The 18141-nt window shown below is 72.3% G+C and carries 20 protein-coding genes; 10 read left to right on the plus strand and 10 right to left on the minus strand.

Annotated features, from left to right (window positions below):
* Together ACIQ9E_RS00540 and ACIQ9E_RS00545 are read right to left on the minus strand one after the other, a co-directional pair.
* Positions 1 to 1188: a lipid-transfer protein gene (locus ACIQ9E_RS00540; protein WP_403699699.1), complete on the minus strand. Its 1188-nt coding sequence runs from the start codon at positions 1186 to 1188 to the stop codon at positions 1 to 3.
* Between the two features lie 157 nt (positions 1189 to 1345).
* Positions 1346 to 1675 (minus strand): winged helix-turn-helix transcriptional regulator, encoded by a 330-nt coding sequence (locus ACIQ9E_RS00545; protein WP_403699702.1) that lies wholly within the window; start codon positions 1673 to 1675, stop codon positions 1346 to 1348.
* A 62-nt stretch (positions 1676 to 1737) separates the two neighbouring features.
* On the opposite strand from ACIQ9E_RS00545, the gene ACIQ9E_RS00550 reads away from it, so the two are divergent.
* Positions 1738 to 2610 carry an NAD(P)H-binding protein gene (locus tag ACIQ9E_RS00550; RefSeq protein ID WP_403699706.1) on the plus strand — a complete coding sequence of 291 codons (873 nt, stop codon included), beginning with the start codon at positions 1738 to 1740 and terminating at the stop codon, positions 2608 to 2610.
* Between the two features lie 102 nt (positions 2611 to 2712).
* On the plus strand, positions 2713 to 2931 hold the full coding sequence (locus ACIQ9E_RS00555; RefSeq protein ID WP_366264295.1) for a hypothetical protein: 219 nt from the start codon (positions 2713 to 2715) through the stop codon (positions 2929 to 2931).
* A gap of 24 nt (positions 2932 to 2955) precedes the next feature.
* Here the strand turns inward: ACIQ9E_RS00555 and ACIQ9E_RS00560 are convergent, their stop codons facing one another.
* The 3 genes from ACIQ9E_RS00560 to ACIQ9E_RS00570 form a co-directional block, all read right to left on the minus strand.
* A complete protein-coding gene (locus ACIQ9E_RS00560; RefSeq protein ID WP_403699709.1) occupies positions 2956 to 3849 on the minus strand; it encodes an aldo/keto reductase in 894 nt (297 codons plus the stop codon).
* A gap of 179 nt (positions 3850 to 4028) precedes the next feature.
* Positions 4029 to 4481 carry a hypothetical protein gene (locus tag ACIQ9E_RS00565; RefSeq protein WP_403699712.1) on the minus strand — a complete coding sequence of 151 codons (453 nt, stop codon included), beginning with the start codon at positions 4479 to 4481 and terminating at the stop codon, positions 4029 to 4031.
* 49 nt (positions 4482 to 4530) lie between these two features.
* On the minus strand, positions 4531 to 5064 hold the full coding sequence (locus ACIQ9E_RS00570; RefSeq protein WP_403699715.1) for an ATP-binding protein: 534 nt from the start codon (positions 5062 to 5064) through the stop codon (positions 4531 to 4533).
* 146 nt (positions 5065 to 5210) lie between these two features.
* On the opposite strand from ACIQ9E_RS00570, the gene ACIQ9E_RS00575 reads away from it, so the two are divergent.
* Positions 5211 to 6080: a Scr1 family TA system antitoxin-like transcriptional regulator gene (locus tag ACIQ9E_RS00575; protein WP_403699718.1), complete on the plus strand. Its 870-nt coding sequence runs from the start codon at positions 5211 to 5213 to the stop codon at positions 6078 to 6080.
* The gene (locus ACIQ9E_RS00580; protein ID WP_403699721.1) at positions 6077 to 6277 is read left to right on the plus strand and encodes a DUF397 domain-containing protein; all 201 of its coding nucleotides are present in this window, start codon (positions 6077 to 6079) and stop codon (positions 6275 to 6277) included. The genes ACIQ9E_RS00575 and ACIQ9E_RS00580 overlap by 4 nt, the downstream gene beginning before the upstream one ends.
* A gap of 68 nt (positions 6278 to 6345) precedes the next feature.
* Here the strand turns inward: ACIQ9E_RS00580 and ACIQ9E_RS00585 are convergent, their stop codons facing one another.
* A complete protein-coding gene (locus ACIQ9E_RS00585; RefSeq protein ID WP_366263302.1) occupies positions 6346 to 6558 on the minus strand; it encodes a 4-oxalocrotonate tautomerase family protein in 213 nt (70 codons plus the stop codon).
* Complete coding sequence (locus tag ACIQ9E_RS00590) at positions 6558 to 7316, minus strand: SDR family NAD(P)-dependent oxidoreductase (RefSeq protein WP_403699725.1); 759 nt, start codon at positions 7314 to 7316, stop codon at positions 6558 to 6560. Before ACIQ9E_RS00590 ends, ACIQ9E_RS00585 begins: the two co-directional genes overlap by 1 nt.
* A 115-nt stretch (positions 7317 to 7431) precedes the next feature.
* On the opposite strand from ACIQ9E_RS00590, the gene ACIQ9E_RS00595 reads away from it, so the two are divergent.
* Positions 7432 to 8355: a LysR family transcriptional regulator gene (locus tag ACIQ9E_RS00595; RefSeq protein ID WP_403699728.1), complete on the plus strand. Its 924-nt coding sequence runs from the start codon at positions 7432 to 7434 to the stop codon at positions 8353 to 8355.
* Here ACIQ9E_RS00595 and ACIQ9E_RS00600 read toward each other — a convergent pair.
* Positions 8342 to 8548, minus strand: a complete 207-nt coding sequence (locus ACIQ9E_RS00600; protein ID WP_366263287.1) for a hypothetical protein — start codon at positions 8546 to 8548, stop codon at positions 8342 to 8344. The genes ACIQ9E_RS00595 and ACIQ9E_RS00600 overlap by 14 nt on opposite strands.
* Before the next feature lie 385 nt (positions 8549 to 8933).
* Here ACIQ9E_RS00600 and ACIQ9E_RS00605 point away from each other — a divergent pair, with 385 nt between their 5' ends.
* From ACIQ9E_RS00605 to ACIQ9E_RS00615, 3 genes are all read left to right on the plus strand, one after another.
* The gene (locus tag ACIQ9E_RS00605) at positions 8934 to 10133 is read left to right on the plus strand and encodes a 4-hydroxybenzoate 3-monooxygenase (protein WP_403699731.1); all 1200 of its coding nucleotides are present in this window, start codon (positions 8934 to 8936) and stop codon (positions 10131 to 10133) included.
* 140 nt (positions 10134 to 10273) lie between these two features.
* Entirely contained in the window at positions 10274 to 12043 is a 1770-nt protein-coding gene (locus tag ACIQ9E_RS00610; protein WP_403699734.1) for a methyltransferase, read from the plus strand.
* 323 nt (positions 12044 to 12366) lie between these two features.
* A complete protein-coding gene (locus ACIQ9E_RS00615) occupies positions 12367 to 13623 on the plus strand; it encodes an FAD-dependent monooxygenase (RefSeq protein ID WP_403699736.1) in 1257 nt (418 codons plus the stop codon).
* Between the two features lie 48 nt (positions 13624 to 13671).
* Here ACIQ9E_RS00615 and ACIQ9E_RS00620 read toward each other — a convergent pair whose 3' ends face one another.
* Entirely contained in the window at positions 13672 to 15489 is a 1818-nt protein-coding gene (locus tag ACIQ9E_RS00620) for a cytochrome c biogenesis protein DipZ (RefSeq protein WP_403699739.1), read from the minus strand.
* 251 nt (positions 15490 to 15740) lie between these two features.
* Complete coding sequence (locus ACIQ9E_RS00625; protein ID WP_403699742.1) at positions 15741 to 16388, minus strand: fasciclin domain-containing protein; 648 nt, start codon at positions 16386 to 16388, stop codon at positions 15741 to 15743.
* A gap of 412 nt (positions 16389 to 16800) precedes the next feature.
* Between ACIQ9E_RS00625 and sigK the strand changes: the two genes are divergently transcribed.
* Both sigK and ACIQ9E_RS00635 read left to right on the plus strand, forming a co-directional pair.
* Positions 16801 to 17388: an ECF RNA polymerase sigma factor SigK gene (sigK, locus tag ACIQ9E_RS00630; RefSeq protein WP_403701249.1), complete on the plus strand. Its 588-nt coding sequence runs from the start codon at positions 16801 to 16803 to the stop codon at positions 17386 to 17388.
* Complete coding sequence (locus tag ACIQ9E_RS00635; RefSeq protein ID WP_403699745.1) at positions 17385 to 18128, plus strand: anti-sigma factor domain-containing protein; 744 nt, start codon at positions 17385 to 17387, stop codon at positions 18126 to 18128. The genes sigK and ACIQ9E_RS00635 overlap by 4 nt, the downstream gene beginning before the upstream one ends.
* Positions 18129 to 18141 lie beyond the last annotated feature (13 nt).

Raw genomic sequence — 18141 nt, forward strand, 5'->3', positions numbered from 1 at the left:
TCAGGAGACCTTCTCGAAGAGGGTGACGACTCCGGCGGTGCCGAGGCCCAGATTGTGCTGGAGGCCCAGGGTGACGCCGTCGACCTGCCGGGCGCCCGCGTCGCCGCGGAGCTGCCAAGTGATCTCCGCGGTCTGGGCGAGACCGGTGGCGCCCAGCGGATGGCCCTTGGAGAGCAGTCCGCCGGAGGGGTTGGTGACGACCCGTCCGCCGTAGGTGTTGTCGCCGTCGCGGACGAACTTCTCGGCACCGCCTTCCTCGCAGAGGCCCAGACCCTCGTAGGTGAGGACCTCGTTGACGGTGAAGCAGTCGTGGAGTTCGACGACCCGGATGTCCCGGGGGTCGACCCCGGCCCGCTCGTAGACCTCCGCTGCGGCGGCCCGGGTGACATCGGTGCCGACCAGCGACATCGCGCTCTTCTTGGTGAAGACGTCATCGCTGTCCGAGTGCAGGGCCTGGGCGGCGACGGCGACCTTGGGGGAGAGGCCGTTGGCTCGGGCGAACTCCTCGGAGCAGACGATCGCGGCGGCCGCCCCGCAGGTCGGCGGGCAGCACTGGAGCCGGGTCAGACGGCCCGCGACCACCGGGGAGCCCAGCACCTCGTCCAGGCCGATCGGATCGCGGAAGACGGCGTACGGATTGTTCGCGGCGTGGGTACGGGCCTTGACGGCGACCCGGGCGAAGGTCTCCGGGTCCGCGCCGTACTTCTCCAGGTACTCCCGGCCCGCGGCGTCGAAGTACTGGGGGGTGCCGGGGAGGGCGGGGTCGATCGGATACACGGCCTCCAGGGCCTCCCGGAAACCGCCCAGCGGATGGGGCCGGTCGTCCCATTTGGCGCTCAGGGCACCGGGCGGCATCTGCTCGAAGCCGAGGGCGAGGGCACACTCGACCGACCCGCTGCCGACGGCCTGATGGGCCAGCCAGAGCGCGGAGGAGCCGGACGCGCAGTTGTTGTTGACGTTCAGCACCGGCACCGAGGTACGCCCGAACCCGTAGACCACCCGCTGGCCGCAGGTCGAGTCGCCGTACACATAGCCCGCGTACACCTGCTGGATCCGCTCGTACGGAAGGCCCGCGTCGTCGAGTACGGCCCGGACCGCGCCGCGGCCGAGTTCGTCGTACGCCGCCCCGGCACTGGGCTTGCGGAACGGCACCATCCCGACGCCCGCCACGAGCACTCTGCGCGCCATCGACCCTCCCTGGAAGTTGGTTATCGCTGATTCACTTTTACGTCCATCATCCCCGGTGTCAAGGGCAGATCATGAACAGATGAGGTTTCCGGCGGCATAACGAAACCCGCCCGCCGGACAGTGGTCCGGCGGGCGGGTCGGCTGGTGCGCGGGCGGTTCAGTCCACCGGGATCCCGGCGGCGGGGACAGCGTCCGCCCAGGCGGCCATCGCGTCGAGGACGGGGCGCAGCTCCCGGCCGAGGGGCGTCAGCTCGTAGACGACGCGCGGCGGGATCTCGGCATGGGCGGTACGGGTGACGATGCCGTGGGTCTCGAACTGGCGCAGCCGGCTGGTCAGCGTGTGCGGGCTGATGCCGGGCAGGGCGGCGCGCAGCTCGGTGAAGCGGTGGGGGCCCCGCAGCAGCTCGCGGACGATCAGGGTGGCCCAGGGGCCGTCCAGCAGAACGAGGAAGCGGGCGACTCCGCAGTCGGGCAGGGGAGTGGTCATGATGTGATCGTATGCCATTAGTGCAGTTGATGTAACCGGTGCATCATCTGCACCATAGGTCCATGAGCTATGTGATCCACGGCGCGACCGGCGCCCAGGGAGCCCCCGTACTCGCCGCCCTCCGGGCCGCGGGCAAGCCGGTGACGGCCGTCACCCGCGACCCCGGGAAGCTGCCCGGCGGCACCCCCGCGGTCGCCGCCGACTACGCCTCCGCCGAAGAACTGGCGCGCGCCTACGAGGGCGCCGACGGCGTTTTCGCCCATCTGCCGCTGGCCGCGCCGGACGACCGCCTCGCCTATGCCGCGAATGTCGCCGCCGCGGTCGCTACGGCCCGCCCGGCCCGGGTGGTGATCTCCACCAGCGGGGCCTTCGCGGACGCCCCGGACGTCGCGGGCGGGACGTCCCCGGTCCCGGCGGACCCCGCGGTCGCGCGGCTGGTCGAAGGGGTGGCCGCGAGCGGTGTCTCGTACGCCGTCCTGGCCCCCAAGCTGTTCCTGGAGAACCTGCTGCTGCCGCCGGTCGTCGGCGCGGCCCGGGAGGAAGGCGTTCTGCGCTACCCCATCGGCACCGGCTTCCCCGTGTCCTGGGTGTCCCATCTCGACGTCGCCGACGCGGCGGCCGCCCTGCTGGAGCGACCGGACCTCACCGGCACGGTTCCGGTCGGCCAGTACCCGCCCGTCACCGGCCCGCAGCTCGCCGAGGCGTTCGGCGCCCGGTTCGGCCGCGGAGTGACGTACGAGCCCATCACGCCCGACGAGTTCGGCGCCCTGATCGCCCCGCTGCTGGGCGAGCCCACGGCGGCCGGAGTGGCAGCCCTCTACCGGACGATCGCCACCCTCCCGGACCATGCGATCACCCCGGCCCGCTCGGCGGAGACCCTGCTGGGCCTCGTCCCGCGGACCACCGGAGCCTGGCTGGCCGGCCTGGGCATCTGACGGCGCCGCCAAGCGGTGGGGAACCTTCCGCGGCGGGTGCTCGTCGTGTGGGACACGGAGCCGGGTATCCGGCTCCGTGCCCTTCCCGAGGAGGCGACTCTCATGGAGACGAACGACAAGGGCGCGCTGGAGACCACCCTGAGCGACGGCCGGAAGGTCACGCTCTCCCTCGGTCCCACGGACGCCCCGTGGGCGGAGGGCGGCGTCGCGGCCCTGCGCCCCGTCGAGCCCACCCACACCACCAGCGCCGAGAACCCCCCGCCCCTGCCCGAGGAGCCCGCGGTCCCGCTCTCCGTGGCGATCATGGGCCTGGGAAGCTGACCCGGCGCGGCCCGGGGCCGCCGTTCACTCCGTGCGGCCGCCGGAGAGGAGTGCCGACTCCTCGTCGGTGAGCCGCAGTGCGCCCGCCGCCAGGTTCTGCTCCAGATGGTCCGGGTTGCCGGTCCCCGGGATGGGCAGCACATGCGGGCCCTGCCGGAGCGTCCAGGCGAGCCGGACCTGGGCCGGGGACGCTCCGTGCGCCCGGGCGATGCGGAGGACCGTCCGGTCCTCCGCACCGGTGGCTCCGACATCGCCCCCCTTGCCGGCGATGGAGAAGAACGGTACGAACGCGATGCCTTGTGCGCCGCACTCGCGCAGCAGGTCGCCGTCCTCGCGGGCGTCGATCCCGTAGCGGTTCTGCACCGAGACCACCGGCGCGATCGCCAGGGCCTCGGCCAAATGGTGCGGTCGAATGGCGGAGACGCCCAGGTGCCGGATCAGCCCGGCGTCGCGCAGCTCGGCCAGCGCGCCGAAGTGTTCCGCGAGAGAGTCCTGGCCCATGAGCCGCAGATAGACCAGGTCGAGATGGTCGCGGCCGAGCTGCCGCAGGTTCTCCTCCACTTGGCCGCGCAGCTGGTCGGGCCGGGCGGAGTCGCTCCACTCGCCCGAGCTGTCCCGGGCCGGACCCACTTTGGTGGCGATGACGAGACCGTCCGGGTAGGGCGACAGTGCCGAGTTGATCAGTTCGTTGGCGGAGCGGAGCTGTGAGAAGTAGAAGGCCGCCGTATCGATGTGGTTGACGCCCAGCTCGACCGCCCGGCGCAGCACTTCGAGCGCCCGGTCCCGGGGGCCGGGCGCGCCGAGGTGAAAGGCCGCGCTGCCGGTCAGCCGCATGGCGCCGAAGCCGATCCGGTTGACCTGGGTGTCGCCGAGCAGCCAGGTGCCCGCGGAAGCTGCCGATACCGCCTCGGATGTCATGGATGCAGAGCCCTTTCAGCCGGTCGCCGTCGTTCTCGGGTCGGTGCGGTCACGGACTATGCCCGCGCGGCGGCGCCCGGTGGAAGGGGCGGACGCCGGGGGGAATGTCATAGCGAAACCGGGAACGAGGCGGCACCGCCGGGCGTTTCGATGAGTAGACCGGCCGGGTTCCGCGGGGCTCACTGAACGCCGTAGCCGATCCCGGCTGCGACCGCGGCCACCGCGGCCAGCCGGACGCGCCAGTCCGGTACGAAGAGCGCCGCGGCCACGGCGTAGGGCACTCCTGTCAGGGCGAACCGGGCACCGGCGCTCCCCAGATCGACCCCTTCCCCGTAGGCCGCCAGACCTCCCAGCACGCCGAGCGTGCCGAGCATGAACACCAGAACCGCCCAGGCCAGCCGTCCTCCTCCGGAGCCGCAGATCGGCACCATGGTCCGGGCGGCGGAGCCCGCCGCGGCCAGCAGGCCCACCGCCAACGGCAGCCCCAGGGCGAGGGCGACCGCCGCCGTACCGAATCCGCCGCCCCAGCCCGCCATCAGCAGCGCGATACCGAGCATCGGCACCGCCGTCGCCATCGCGGCCCACACCAGCAGGAGATGCAGCGCCACCCCAGCCCACTTGTCACGTGTCATAACGCGGATCCTGTCAACGCCGGGCCCGGCGGTACATGAGTACCCGTACTCAGGAACGGCCCCCGGTCCGTGTACCGGACTGCCCGCTGACCAGGTACTCCGCCCAGACCGTCTTCCCCGGTCCTTCGGGGCGCGGGTGCCAGCCCCAGCGATGGGCCAGCTCCGACACCAGGAGCAGCCCCCGCCCGCCCTCTTCGAGGCCCGGGTCCACCAGGGCGTCGGGCTGCGGCGGCAGCCGTTCGCCCCGGGTGTCGGTGACCTCGACCCGGGCGACCGGATCGGGCAGGGAGGTCGGACGGAGCCGGAGGTGGAAGTCCCGCCCGGGGACATGGCCGTGCCGGACCGCGTTCGCGATCAGCTCGGCCGAGATGAGGACGATCGCCTCGTGCGGAGTGGTGCCGTACGGGATCCCCCACTCGTGCAGCCGCACGGCGACCAGCCGCCGGGCCAGGGAAGCCCCCCGGGGCGTAGAGGTGAACGGCATGGCGAATTCAGGCCCGTACGGCCCGGAGTCGGTGCTCAAGTGCCCGCCGGTGCCGTGGGGATAGGCGGTACGGGCGGGGCTGTGGGGGTTGTTCATCATGGCCACCACGGTGCTTGCGGTGGCGTAGCGTGACCAGTGGTGACGCACCGACGCGAGCCGCTTGTACGTGCCTTGTCGGCGCCCGTACGCAGGGCACGGCGTGACCGCGCCCATGCGGGGGCGTTGAGCCGAGGAGGCGGTGCTTCATGGCAGAGAACAGGACAACTTCGGGTGGCGTCGAAGACGCCGACAGCGACGACGGCCGGACGGCGGACAAGTCGGCCCAGGGTGTGGTCACGGCCTTCGGCCGGAGCATGAAGACCCTGCGGATCCGGGCCGGTCTGGAACGCGAGGAGCTGGGCAAACGCCTGGGCTACTCGGCGTCCACCATCGCCTCCTTCGAACAGGGTCGGCGCATCCCGCCGCCGAGGGCGATCGACCGTGCGGACGGGGAGCTGGATGCGGACGGGCTGCTGATGCTCTGGAAGGAGGAGGTGGAGCGGGCGCAGTACCCGCTGTTCTTCCAGGGGATGGCGCAGTTGGAGAAGGAGGCGATGGAACTGCTTTCGTACGACACCCTGGCCATCAAGGGGCTGCTCCAGACCGAGGAGTACATGCGGGCGGTTCTTGCCATGAGGCGCCCCGCACTCGACCCGGAGGTCATCGAGCAGCGAGTGACGGCCCGACTGGCCCGACAGGAGATCTTTGACCGACGCCCGGCACCTCTCCTGAGCTTCGTCCTGGACGAGTCGGTTCTGCGACGCAAGTACGGTGGAAATGGGGTCCTGCGGGGGCAGTTGGAGCAGCTTCTACTGACTGGCCGGCGACGGAATGTAGAACTCCAGGTCATGCCACTCGACTCCGATGACAATGCGGGGATCGACGGGCCGTTCACCGTCGTCACCCGGAACGACGGAAAGAAGTTCGTCTACGCCGAAGCGCAGGGCACCAGTGCCTTGGAGACGGACCCGAAGCAGGCGGCCCTGGCCGCCGCCCGCTATGGGATTATCCGCTCACAGGCTCTCACTCCGCGAGAGTCACTGGAGTTCATCGAGAGGTTGCTGGGAGAGCTATGAACAACGCTGAGCCCCTGACCTGGTTCAAGAGCAGCTACAGCGGAGCCGAAGGCGGTGACTGCTTGGAGGTCGCGGTGTCCGGCACGGGCACGGTGCACGTCCAGGACTCCAAGGTGGCGGCCGGGCCGGTGATACGGATGTCGCCCGAGGCCTGGGCGGGGTTCGTCGGGCTTGCCTCCTCGGAGCAGCGCATCTGACGGCAGTACGTACGCCGGAGCCCTGCCACCGCGTCCCGGTGGCAGGGCTCCCGTACGTACCCGACCGGTCAGCCCGCCTCCCGGGCCCGCCTCCGGTACTCGTCCACCGGCAGTCCCCCCACCCCCCAGTCCGCCAACTCGACCTCGTCGATCACCACGAACGTCGTCGCCGGATCCTTGTCCAGCACGTCCACCAGCAGCTCCGTCACCCCGGCGATGATCCGCGCCTTCTGTTCCGCGGTCGCGCCCTCACGGGTGATCCGCACGCTCACATACGGCATCAGCGGCGCCCCGTCACATGTCCGCCGTCCACCCGCAGGGCGTGGCCGGTGACAAAGGCCGCCTCCGCGAGATAGAGCACCGCTTCGGAGATCTCCGCGACCTCCCCCACCCGGTTGAGCAGGGCCACCGGCCCGTATCCGTCGACATCGGCCGCCGCGTGCAGCGGGGTGCGGATCACGCCCGGGGCCACGAGGTTGACCCGGATGCCGTCGTCGGCCAGCTCCGCCGCCAGGCTGGTGGTGAGCGCGTGGACGCCGGCCTTGCTGACGACCGGCGCGGAGGCCGGGAATCCGGCGAGCGCGTGATCGACCAGCACCGTACCGATGTTCACGATGCTTCCGCCGCGGCCCTGCCGCCGCATCCGCCGCACCACGGCCTGGGTGGTGAGATAGGTGCCGCGCAGATTGCCCGTGAGATAGCCGTCCAACTCCTCCTCGCCGACCTCGGTGAAGGGGCCGGGTGCGAAGGTCCCGGCGTTGTTCACCAGGACGTCCACGCCGCCGAAGCGCTCCACCGCCGCCGCGACCAGCGCCGCCCCGGTCGCGGCCTCGCCGATACCGCCCGCCACCGCGGCTACCCGCTCGGGGTGCCCGAGTTCCTTCGCGGCCGCGGCGAGCCGCCCCGCGTCCCGGCCGTTGATCACCACCCGGGCGCCCCGGCCCAGGAAGGCGCGGGCGATGTCCAGCCCGATCCCGCTGGACGAGCCGGTGACGATCACCGTGCGGTCGGGGGGATTGGTCCCGCCGTCATCCGTCATGGTCGTACTCCTCTTGTCCGTACCGTGCGGGCAGACAGGCCCCGCACCTCCGAAGCTAGAAGCCCGGAACCGATAACACCACGACGAATATTGGAGCGTTGAATAAGCTCAGCTTATGGATTGGGATCTGCGTGACCTCGAACTGCTCCGTGTCACCGCCGAGACGGGCTCCCTCACGGCCGCCGCCGCTCGGCTCCATGTCAGCCAGCCCGCGCTGAGCCAGCGGCTCACCAGACTGGAGGACCGGCTGGCGCTGCGGCTCTTCGACCGCCGGGGGCGCCGGCTGGTCCCCAACGCGGCCGGACAGCGGGTGCTCGCCGCGGCCCACCACGTACTGACGGAGCTGCAGTCCGCCGACCGCGACCTCCGGGACCTGAAGGAAGGCAGGGACCGGCGGGTGCGCTTCACGGCCCAGTGCAGCACCACCTTCCAGTGGCTGCCGCCGGTGATCCGGGCCTTCCGGGAGCGCCACCCGGACGCGGAGATCAGGATCGAAACCGTCCCCGACGACGCCCCCGTGCCCGCGCTGCTGGCCGACCGGGTCGATATCGCGCTGCTGACCAAACCCGACCGGGAGCAGGACCGGGTGGAGCTGCGGCGGGTCTTCGACGACGAGATGGTGGCCGTCGTCCCGGACGGCCACCCCTGGGCCGGGCGGTCCCGGCTCACCGCCCGCGATTTCGACGGTGTCCATCTGGTCCTCTACGACGTGTACGACCAGAGCCGGATCCCGTCGGTCCCGCTGCCGCTGCCCCCGGGCGCCCGGCCCGGCCGGATCACCACCATGCCGGTCATCACCGATCTGGTCGTCGAGATGGTCGCCGGGGGCCAGGGAGTGACCGTCCTGCCGAACTGGGTCGCGGCCCCGTACACCGCATCGCACGGCCTGGCGCTGGTCCCCGTCGGCGTCCGGCCCCTGACCCGCACCTGGTATCTCGCGACCCGGCCCGGCCCCAAGTCGCCGTACCTCCTGGCCTTCCTGGAGGAGCTGGCGGCCGGACTGGGCGACCCCGCCCGGAAAGGGGCTACTGCGGGGTGATGTTGAAGACCCCGCACTGGACCGACGGGGAGAGCAGCAGCAGGGCGTCGTTGCACGCCGAAACGATGTCGGTGTGCTCTTCCGTGGTGATGATGATGTCACCGAACTCGTTCGAGGCAGCGGCGGTGGTCGCGGTGCCGGCCACGGAGGCGGCGGCCAGGGCCAGGGCGGCGAGGGCGGTACGGATACGCATGGTCACGTCCTTCGGCGGGGCTCGGTGCCGCGGACTGCGGCACCGCCCCCCAGCGATCCCCGGCCCGCCGCCCCCGGACACCGGTTCCGCGGTTTCACCCCCGATCGGACGCGGCGGCGCGCGGTCGTCCAGGTGAGCCGGGGGTACGGCGCCCCCGGCGTCCGGCGGGGCGGCCGTGCGTTCGCACCCGCCGAGACGCCCCCCCCGCACGTTGACGGTGGACAACTGTTCGCCGCCGCGGCGGACATGGCCGCGAACCGGGCCGCCACCCGGCCCGGCGGTACACGCATCGACCGACGTGATCATCCCTTGTCCCGTCATTGCGCCCAAACGGGTGAATGCCGCGCATCGAGGGATTTACGACTGCTTATGATCCGCTTCTGTGATGGAAAGTCAGAGCGCAGGTACTCTGCGTGACACGGCCGATGTGATCATCCTGGGCGCAGGCCCGGCCGGACTGCTCCTCGGCAACCTCCTGCTGGCCGCCGGGGTCGACTGCGTCGTCCTGGAACGGTCCGCCGAGACGGAGGTACGGACCCGGGCGCGCGCCGGGTTCCTCGCCGCGAACACCGTACGGATCCTGGACCGCCACGGTCTCGCCGACGGGCTGCACCGGACCGGCCGGACCCACTCGACCTGCGAATTCCGCACCGAAGACGGCCGGTTCCGGCTGGACTACGGCAGCCTCGGCCGCGGCGAGCCGCACACCGTCTACCCCCAGCAGGAGCTGGTGGGGGATCTGCTGACACGGTACGCCGACCGGGGCGGGCGGATCCGCTTCGGGACCGAGGCGCTCGCCGTACGGGACGCCGACGGCCCACACCCCTCCGTCACCGTCCGCGGCCCCGACGGCCGTCCGGGACGCTGGCGGGGCCGGTACGTCGCGGGCTGCGACGGCCGCCACGGCGCGGCCCGCCGCTCCCTCCCGCCCGGAGCGGTCCGGCGGTACCACCGCGACCACGGGATCTCCTGGCTCGGTCTGCTCGCGGAGGCGCCGCCGAGCCTCGATGCCGTGGGATACGCGGTGCACCCCGCCGGGTTCGCCGGTCATATGGCCCGTACGGCCGACATCACCCGCTACTACCTCCAGTGCCCCCGCGGGACGGCGCCCGACGACTGGTCCGAGGACCGGATCTGGGCCGAGCTGGAGCTGCGGATGCGGGGCCCCTTGCACCGGGGCGCACTGATCCAGCGCACCGTGGTCGACCTGGAGTCCGACGTACTCGAACCACTGCGCCACGGCCGTCTCCTCCTGGCCGGTGACGCCGCGAGCCTGCTCAGCCCGTCCGCGGCCAAGGGCGCCAACCTGGCGGTGCTGGAGGCGGAGCTGCTGGCCCGCGCCCTCACCGACGACCTTCTGCACGGCGAATCCGAGGGCCTCGGCACCTACTCGGCACGGTGCCTGGACCACATCCGGCGGGCCCAGCGGTTCTCGCAGTGGATGATCCGCCTGCTGCACGACCTTCCCGACAACGCCGTCGCCGTACCGCACGACGACGGCCTCATCAGGCGGCCCTGCCTCGAAACGCTGCGTACCTCGCGCGCCGAACAGGACTGGTTCGCCGAGCAGTACGTCGGCGTCTGAACCCCCGCCTCCGACCCTTGCGCCTCACCCCCGCCTCCGACCCTCGCGCCTCCGACCCTCGCGCCCCCGCCGCGACCTCCCACCCCCGTGCCCCGAACCACCGAACCACCGAACCACCGAAACCTGAGGACACCCCTCCGATGAAGCCCCAGACGCCGCAGATCCCGAGCGACGCGGCCCGCCTGAGTGCCGCGGCCGACTTCGTCAGGGAGCACGACACCGCTGCCCTGCTGTCGCTACTGCTCCCCGGCCTCGACGCCCTGGAATCGCGGGCCCTGGAGGACCGCTGCCATTTCTCGCACGCCGCGCTGCTGGTCTTCCCGCCCGACCCGGCGACCCTCCGGGCCGAACTGGCCTCCTGCGGACTGGCCGTGGACCCGGACGCCGAACCCGCACCGAGTGTGGTGGTACGGGACCGGCTCGCCGCCCGGCACCGGCACGATCCGGCCGGGCTGGACGTCCGCATCCTGCGCCCGTCCGTTCCCGGGCCGGGCGCCGAGCACCGTACGGTCGAAGTCTTCGCGCTCACCGTGCCGCCCGGCTCCGGGCTCGCCGCCGTCGCCGCGTACGAGCGGGCCCGCGAACACGAGGCCCATCTCGCCTTCGAGGTCGAGCACCCGGACCCGCTGGTGCTGCGCGGTATGTGCGCGATCCTCACGGGCCACGGAGCCGTACCCGACGGCGGAGGCTACAACCCGCACGAGGACGGCACGGTCTTCTACTTCACCGCGCCCGGCGATACGAAAGCCGGATACGGGAGGGTGGAGCTGTACGCGCCCGGCGACCACCGCGCGGTGCTCGCGGCCCACCTCGGCACCCCGGGGCAGGCACCCGCCGCGCACCCCCGGACCCCCGGGCCCGCGCACCCGGCCCGGTCCACCCGGTCCGCCCAGCCCGCCGAAACGCTCCTGCGCCTGCTGACCGGCGCCTGGACCACCCAGGCCCTGGCCTGCTTCGCCGCACTCCGCATCCCCGACGCCATGTCCACGGACACCGCCCTCACCGGCGGGCCCCTCGCCGACCGGACCGCCACCGACCCCGAGAGCCTGGCCCGGCTGCTGCGCTACCTCGGGATGCTGGACGTGGTCACCGGCGACGAGGAGAACGGCTTCCGGCTCACCCCCGCCGGCGCCCTGCTCCGCGCCGACGCCCCGGGCTCCCTGCGGCCCCTCGCCCTGCTGTACGGCGGCCCGTTCTACGAGTCCTTCGCCGCCCTCGGCCACACCCTCCGCACCGGACGGACCGCCTTCGACCACGTCTTCGGCGCCCACCACTTCGACCACTTCGCCCGCCACCCCGAACTCGCCGGACTCTTCGACCGGTCCATGGCCGCGAGCACCCGGATGTTCGAACCCCTCACCGGCCACCCCGTCATCACCGCGGCGGGTATGGCGGAACGCCCCGCAACGGTCGTCGACATCGCGGGCGGCAACGGCGAACTGCTCGCCCGCCTCCTGACCGCGCACCCCCGCCTCCACGGCACCCTCCTCGAACGCCCCCACGCCGTCGAAGCGGCCCGCCGCACCCTCGCCGACGCGGGCTGCGCCGACCGGTGCACCTTTCTGACCGGCGACTTCGCCGACGTACCCCCGGACGGTGAGGTCTACGTCCTGTCCCGCGTCCTCCACGACTGGGACGACGACCGCTGCACCGAGATCCTCCGGCACTGCGCCCGCGCCATGCCCGCCCACGCCGATCTGCTGATCGTCGAACGCCTCCTCCCCACCGACGGCTCCCCGTCTCTCGCCGTCTCCTGGGACCTCCACATGATGTGCAACGTCGGCGGCAGGGAGCGCACCGCGTCCCACTACGCCCGCCTGCTCGCCGCCGCGGACCTCGCCCTGCTCTCCCGCACCCCGCTCCCGCTGGAAGGCCATGTGCTCCACGCACGCAAGTCCGCCCGAGCCTGAGCGGGCCCCGTCGACCCGCGCAGGCGGCGACGCGGAACGCGAGCGGGAGGACGTCGCAGAGCGCGGCGGGCCGCGCCGCCGCCCGCGGTTCGGCGGCCACCCGCGCCGGGCCCGAAGCCGCCCTGACCGAAGCCGCCGGCGGCACGATCAGGGCGGGTGACCGCTGCCATCACGGTTGTGTATTGGATCTCCGGGGCCGGACGGGGCCAGGCTGGTGAAGGGGCACGGGCCCCACGGTCGGGTTCCCCGGGAACCCGATCTCCATCACGGCCGACGAGTGGGGCGAAGGCCCGCACGGCCCGGCGAGAGGCAGGGGCAGAGCGGTGCGAGTGACCGTGGTGGGCGGGGGGATCGCGGGGTTGACCTGTGCCCTCAGCCTGCATGCTGTCGGTGGGAATCCCCGGGTGTACGAGGCCGCACGGTCCGTCGAAGCGGTCGGAGTGGGGATCAACCTGCTGCCGCACGCCGTCCGCGAGCTGGCCGAACTCGGCCTGGCCGATGAACTGGCGGCCGTCGCGCTGCCCCCGGATCGGCTGAGTTACCGTGACCGTGCGGGCAAGGTGGTGTGGGAGGAACCCCTGGGGCTGGCCGCCGGCTACCACTGGCCGCAGTACTCCGTGCACCGGGGACGCCTCCAGACACTGCTGCTGGCGGCGGTACGCGACCGTCTGGGACCGGACGCGGTCCGTACCGGTCTGCGCTTCCAGCGCTTCGAGGAGAACCCGAACGGCGTTCGGGCTCACTTCCTGGACCGGACGAGCGGCCGGACGGTGACCGAAGACGCCGAGGTGCTGGTCGGCGCCGACGGCATCGACTCGGTGGTCCGCGCCCGGCTCTACCCGGACGAAGGCCCCGCGCGCGGGAACGGCGTTCAGATGTGGCGCGGGGTCGCTCCGCACCTGCATTTCCTCGACGGCCGTACGATCGTGGTCGCCGGGGGCACTCCGGGCGACAAGTTCATCGCGTACCCGATCGGCGACCCGGCGGCCGAGGCCGGCGACGCCCTGGTGAACTGGGTACTGGAGGTACGGCACGGACCGTCCGCCCGGCCTCCGGGCGGCACCCCCCGCCGTATCACCCTGGAGGAGGCCCGGGCCGGACTGACCTCCTGGGGCCCGCCGTTGACCGACCCGGCCGTGCTGGCCGAACGCTCCCCGGTGATCGCCGAGTATCCGATGCTCGACCGCGACCCGCTGCCCCGCTGGAGCTTCGGACGGGTCACCCTGCTCGGTGACGCGGCCCACCCGATGTTCCCCATGGGCATGAACGGCGGATCGCAGTCGATCGTGGACACTCGCGTACTGGCCTGGTGTCTGGCCCGGGAGAAGGATCCCGTGACCGCGCTCCGCCGTTACGACCACATCCGTCGGCCCACCGTCAACGCCGTCGTGCTCGCCAACCGGGAGCTGGGACCGGAGGAGATCATCGCGCGGGCCGAGTTGTCCGGCGGACCTCTCCCGGCCCGCCGGTCCGAAGCGATCGCGAACCGCTACCGGGAGCTGGCTCGGGCCACGGTGGCCCAGGTCAACACCACCGCGTCATGGACGACCACGCGCCGTGCTCCGAGCCCGGCACCGTGAGCCGGCCGCTGCGCCGCACCACTCGGCGGCAGGCACGGCCGGGCCGGTTCAGCCGAAGGTCAGCGCGTAGGCCTGGAGCTCTTCTCCGAAGCGGACTTCGAGGTGTGCCGTGCGGGCCTGCTCGTGGTCGGTGAGCCGGTGGAGGGCCGGTGCTCCGGAGACGGTGAGGGTGCGGACGGGTTTGCCGTCGAGGAGGACGGTGACCGTGCCGGTACCGGCGAGGACGATGTTGGCGTTGCGGGCCCGGTAGCGGAGGGCGAGGCGGGCGCCGGGCCCGGCGGTGAAGTGTTCGTATCCGGCGGTCCAGGTGCCGTCGAGGGAGATGCGGTTCAGGGGGAGGGGGCGTCCCGGGAAGCGGTAGGCGGTGGCCTTGCTGTCGACCAGGGGAGTGCCGGTGTAGCCGCGGATGCGCTGGGTGCTGAGGTACGTTTCCGGGGTCCGGTTCTCCGTGAGGTCGTCCCCGGCGCGGCCGGTGGGTTCGGGGAGGGCGACGGTGGGGTCGGCCAGCCGGAGCAGGTCCCGGATCATGGTTTCGGTCCGGTCGTACTGGCCTTCGCCGAACTTGAAGTAGCGGACGGTGCCTTCGGCGTCGATGAGGTATTTGGCGGGCCAGAAGCGGTTGCGGTAGTTGCTCCAGGTGGTGAGGTCGTTGTCGAGGGCCACCGGCCAGGTGACCCCGAGCCTCCGGGCACCTTCGGCGACGTTGCCGCGTTTCTTCTCGAAGGCGAACTCGGGGGAGTGGACGCCGATGATCCGCAGGCCCGCGTCCCGGTAGGCGCGGTCCCAGTCGCGCAGATACGGGGCGGCCCGCTGGCAGTTGATACAGGAGTAGGTCCAGAAGTCGACCAGGACGACCTTGCCGCGCAGGCTCTTGAGGTCGACGGGCCGGTTGCCGGGGGTGTTCAGCCAGGAGTCGATGCCTTCGACGGGCGGGGCCTGACCGCAGGAGCGGAGTTCGTCGGCGCCGTCCTCGCAGCGGGAGAGTTCCTTGTTGGAGTCGTCGTAGAGGCCGGACAGCTTCTGCCGGGCGAAGCCGCTGTCCTCGACCTTCCGCTGGGCGGCGGCCGTGTAGTCGGGCAGGGCCCGCTGGAGGGCGGTGGTGAGGTCGAGGGCGAGCGCCGCGGCCAGCGCGATCATCAGCAGTCCGGCGGTGATCCGCAGGCCGCGGGCGCGGGTGCGGAAGGCGGCGACCCGGGCGGCGACCCGGCGTCCGGCGAGGGCGAAGGCGAGCAGCGGGATCGCGGTGCCGACGGCGAAGGAGAGGGTGAGGGCGACGATGTCCGCGCTGATCTCGCCGCGGGCACCGGCGACGGTGATCGCGGCGAGGACCGGACCGGCGCAGGGGACGTAGAGCACTCCGAGGCCGAGCCCGAGGACGAGGGCGCTGCCCTCCTTGTTCACCTGGCGCTGCGGGATCCGGGCGAACGGCCTCTCCAGCAGCCGCTCCACGGGAGGGAAGACCAGCCCGAGGCCGATCAGGACCAGCAGGGCCAGGCCGGTGAGGCGCAGGATGTCCTCGGGCAGTCCGAGGGCGGAGATGATGGTGACACCGAGCAGGGTGAAGAAGCTGAAGCTCAGGACGAGTCCGGCGACCACGGCGTAGGGGCGGCGGTTGCGCGGCGTCGCCCCGGGTGGTGCTGAGGTTGCTGCTTCGGGTGTTGCTTCGGGCGTTGTTTCGGGCGCTGCTTCGAGGAGGGCGGAGCCTGCCGGGCCCGTACCGGTGGCCCTTCTCCCCGCGCCTCCCGCCGGCGCGGACTCCCCGGCCGTACCGCCGGCGAGGAACACGACCGGGAGTACGGGGAGGATGCACGGTGAGACGGCGGTGATGAAACCGCCGAGCAGACCGATCAGGGCGAGGGTGAGCATGGTGACCGCCTTGGCTGGGGGAGAGCCCGATGGCGTCCCCTGGTGACAGTCATTCGGACCCGTACCCCGCCCGGATGGCATCGCACCCCGCCCGGACGGCACCGCACCGCCTGCGGCACGGGACCGCCGCTCCTGCCGCGCCGCGGGACGGCAGAAGGCCGGTACCCCCGGGGAGAAGGGGGCACCGGCCGGCGCGGGGTCGCAGGGACGCAGGGGGTCGCAGGGTCGCAGGAAAGATGTGGAGCGGGGGGCTACTGGGGCATCAGCACGGTGTCGACGATGTACACGGTGGCGTTGGAGGTGCCGACATTGCCGCAGACGACGGAGGCGGAGTCGTTGACCCGGTACGACTCGCCGGATCCGCTGGTGGTGACCGTGCCCTTCTGCAGCGTCTCGAAGGAGCCGTTCGCGAGCTGCCCAGGCGTCAGGTTCCGGCCGACGACGTGGTAGGTGAGGATGTCCGTGAGCAGCTTCTTGTCGGCGAGCACCTTGTCGAGGTCGGCCTTCGGGATCTTCGCGAAGGCGTCGTTCGTCGGAGCGAACACCGTAATGCCCCGCGCGTTGTTCAGGGTGTCCACCAGCCCGGCCTGCTTGACCGCGCTGACCAGTGTCGACAGGGCGGGATTGTTGGAGGCCGCGGTGGCGACCGGGTCCTTGGCCATCCCGTCGAAGGAGCCCGCGCCCTCCTTCGGGACACCGGCACAGGCCGGGCCGAACGGCTGACCGGGTGTCATCGCATCAGCCGCCGGTGCCTTGCCGGCCTCGGCCGCCTTCTCGGACGCGGGGGAGGAAGCGGCCTTGGTGCCCGAGCCGGAGTCGGAACACCCGACCAGCACCAGGGGGAGCAGGACGGCGGCAGCCACGGCCGTCGCGGTACGGGCGGCACGCATACGGTTCATGATCAGGATCTCCTGTTGAGCGGGGAGCCCCCGGACGGGGACCCGGTGGACGGGGAATCGGTGGACGTACGGCGGCCGGCCCGGCCCGCCCGGGGAGGCGGTACGGACCGGGGGCGCTCCATGCCCCGTATTCGCAGGCACCCGCCCGCCGGATGGGTCGGTCATCCCTTCCGGTGAATCACGGCCGTACGCCTGACGCGGCAGCGGCAGCGTCAGTGGCCGGTGGCCTGGTCCGTCCGCCCATCCGCGGCCCGGTCCGCTACGAAGACGTACGGAGGAGGCGACCGCACCGCGGTGGCCGGCCACGCCCCTGCCACCCGGCGACAAGGAAACCCATGCGATGGACAACCCGCTCCAGGACGGCCGACCCGGGCCTCCCCTCGGCCCGTACGGTGCTGCCGGAGCCCGCCCGGTGAACCGCCCGCTCCCCTGCGGGGCCACGGGGGCACCCGGCCGCAGCGACCTCCCCGCTCTCATGCAGCAGGTCGCCCAAGGCGACAAGGAGGCCTTCTCCTCCCTCTACGACGCCCTCGCACCGCTGGTCTTCGGGATCGTCGTCAAGGTTCTGCGCGACCGGGCCCAGTCCGAGGAAGTCGCCCAGGAAGTCATGATCGACCTCTGGCGGCGGGCGGCCCGCTACCGGCCGGAGGCGGGCGCCGTCACCACCTGGGCGGCGACCATCGCGCACCGCCGCGCGGTGGACCGGGTCCGTTCCGCGCAGGCGGCCGCCGACCGCGAACAGGCCCAGGCGGCCCGTGAGCACCGGACCGCGTTCGACGAGGTGGCCGAGCAGGTCGAGATCCGCCTGGAGAGCGAACAGGTGCGCCGCTGTCTGCGCGGCCTGACCGAACTCCAGAACCAGGCCGTCACTCTCGCCTACTACCGGGGACTGACCTACCGGGAAGTCGCCGAAACGCTCCGCACACCGCTGCCCACCATCAAGACACGCATGCGCGACGGCCTCATCCGGCTCCGCGACTGCATGGGGGTGAACTCATGAAACAGCCCGCTTCCGATATCCACACCCTCGCCGCCGCCTACGCCCTCAACGCCATCGAAGGCGCCGACCGCGAGGCCTTCGCCCACCATCTGCGCCAGTGCGAACCGTGCCGCCAGGACGTCATGGAGTTCGAGGCCACCGCCGCACGCCTGGCGGCCGCCGCCGCCCAGCCGCCGCCCCCGGCCATGAAGGAACGAACCCTCGCGGCCGTCGACGGAGTCCGCCAGCACCCCCCGCATCTGAAGGCCCCGAAGACGGGCCCCGGCTACTGGCGGCGCACCGGCATGCCCCTCGCCCTGGCGGCGAGCCTCGCCGCGGCCGCTTCGTTCGCCGGGCTCGCCGTCCGGCAGCACCAGACGGGAGAGGAGCACCGGCAGCGGGCGGACCGGAACCAGCAGCGCCTCGACGGCATCAGCACCGTACTGGCGGCGCCCGACGCCCGTACCGTCCACGGCAGAACCGCGAACGGAGCCCTCACCACGGTCACCGCCTCCGCGAGGGAGAACAGGGCCGTCTTCACCGCCGCCGCCCTGCCCACCCCCGCCCCGGGCACGACCTACCAACTGTGGCTGAACCACCAAGGCACCATGCGCCCGGCCGGTTTCATCCACGGGAACGGCACGGTCCTCCTCGCGTCCCGCCCCTCCGGGGCCACCGCCCTCGGACTCACCGTCGAACCGTCCGGAGGCTCACCCCGCCCCACCACATCTCCGCTGCTTCTGATGGACCTGCCTACCTGACGCCCTCCCGGCC

Source organism: Streptomyces sp. NPDC094448, assembly GCF_044763775.1.
In the GTDB taxonomy this organism is placed as follows: Bacteria; Actinomycetota; Actinomycetes; order Streptomycetales; family Streptomycetaceae; genus Streptomyces.

Bases quoted from the DNA above. Each gene is read 5' to 3' on its own strand.
- ACIQ9E_RS00580 (WP_403699721.1), top strand. From the start codon at position 6,077: ATGAACAACGCTGAGCCCCTGACCTGGTTCAAGAGCAGCTACAGCGGA.
- ACIQ9E_RS00635 (WP_403699745.1), top strand. From the start codon at position 17,385: ATGAAACAGCCCGCTTCCGATATCCACACCCTCGCCGCCGCCTACGCC.
- ACIQ9E_RS00620 (WP_403699739.1), bottom strand. From the start codon at position 15,489: ATGCTCACCCTCGCCCTGATCGGTCTGCTCGGCGGTTTCATCACCGCC.
- ACIQ9E_RS00595 (WP_403699728.1), top strand. From the start codon at position 7,432: ATGGATTGGGATCTGCGTGACCTCGAACTGCTCCGTGTCACCGCCGAG.
- ACIQ9E_RS00570 (WP_403699715.1), bottom strand. From the start codon at position 5,064: ATGATGAACAACCCCCACAGCCCCGCCCGTACCGCCTATCCCCACGGC.
- ACIQ9E_RS00560 (WP_403699709.1), bottom strand. From the start codon at position 3,849: ATGACATCCGAGGCGGTATCGGCAGCTTCCGCGGGCACCTGGCTGCTC.
- ACIQ9E_RS00605 (WP_403699731.1), top strand. From the start codon at position 8,934: ATGGAAAGTCAGAGCGCAGGTACTCTGCGTGACACGGCCGATGTGATC.
- ACIQ9E_RS00625 (WP_403699742.1), bottom strand. From the start codon at position 16,388: ATGAACCGTATGCGTGCCGCCCGTACCGCGACGGCCGTGGCTGCCGCC.
- ACIQ9E_RS00575 (WP_403699718.1), top strand. From the start codon at position 5,211: ATGGCAGAGAACAGGACAACTTCGGGTGGCGTCGAAGACGCCGACAGC.
- ACIQ9E_RS00600 (WP_366263287.1), bottom strand. From the start codon at position 8,548: ATGCGTATCCGTACCGCCCTCGCCGCCCTGGCCCTGGCCGCCGCCTCC.
- ACIQ9E_RS00610 (WP_403699734.1), top strand. From the start codon at position 10,274: ATGAAGCCCCAGACGCCGCAGATCCCGAGCGACGCGGCCCGCCTGAGT.
- ACIQ9E_RS00545 (WP_403699702.1), bottom strand. From the start codon at position 1,675: ATGACCACTCCCCTGCCCGACTGCGGAGTCGCCCGCTTCCTCGTTCTG.
- ACIQ9E_RS00540 (WP_403699699.1), bottom strand. From the start codon at position 1,188: ATGGCGCGCAGAGTGCTCGTGGCGGGCGTCGGGATGGTGCCGTTCCGC.
- ACIQ9E_RS00585 (WP_366263302.1), bottom strand. From the start codon at position 6,558: ATGCCGTATGTGAGCGTGCGGATCACCCGTGAGGGCGCGACCGCGGAA.
- ACIQ9E_RS00550 (WP_403699706.1), top strand. From the start codon at position 1,738: ATGAGCTATGTGATCCACGGCGCGACCGGCGCCCAGGGAGCCCCCGTA.
- ACIQ9E_RS00590 (WP_403699725.1), bottom strand. From the start codon at position 7,316: ATGACGGATGACGGCGGGACCAATCCCCCCGACCGCACGGTGATCGTC.
- ACIQ9E_RS00565 (WP_403699712.1), bottom strand. From the start codon at position 4,481: ATGACACGTGACAAGTGGGCTGGGGTGGCGCTGCATCTCCTGCTGGTG.
- ACIQ9E_RS00555 (WP_366264295.1), top strand. From the start codon at position 2,713: ATGGAGACGAACGACAAGGGCGCGCTGGAGACCACCCTGAGCGACGGC.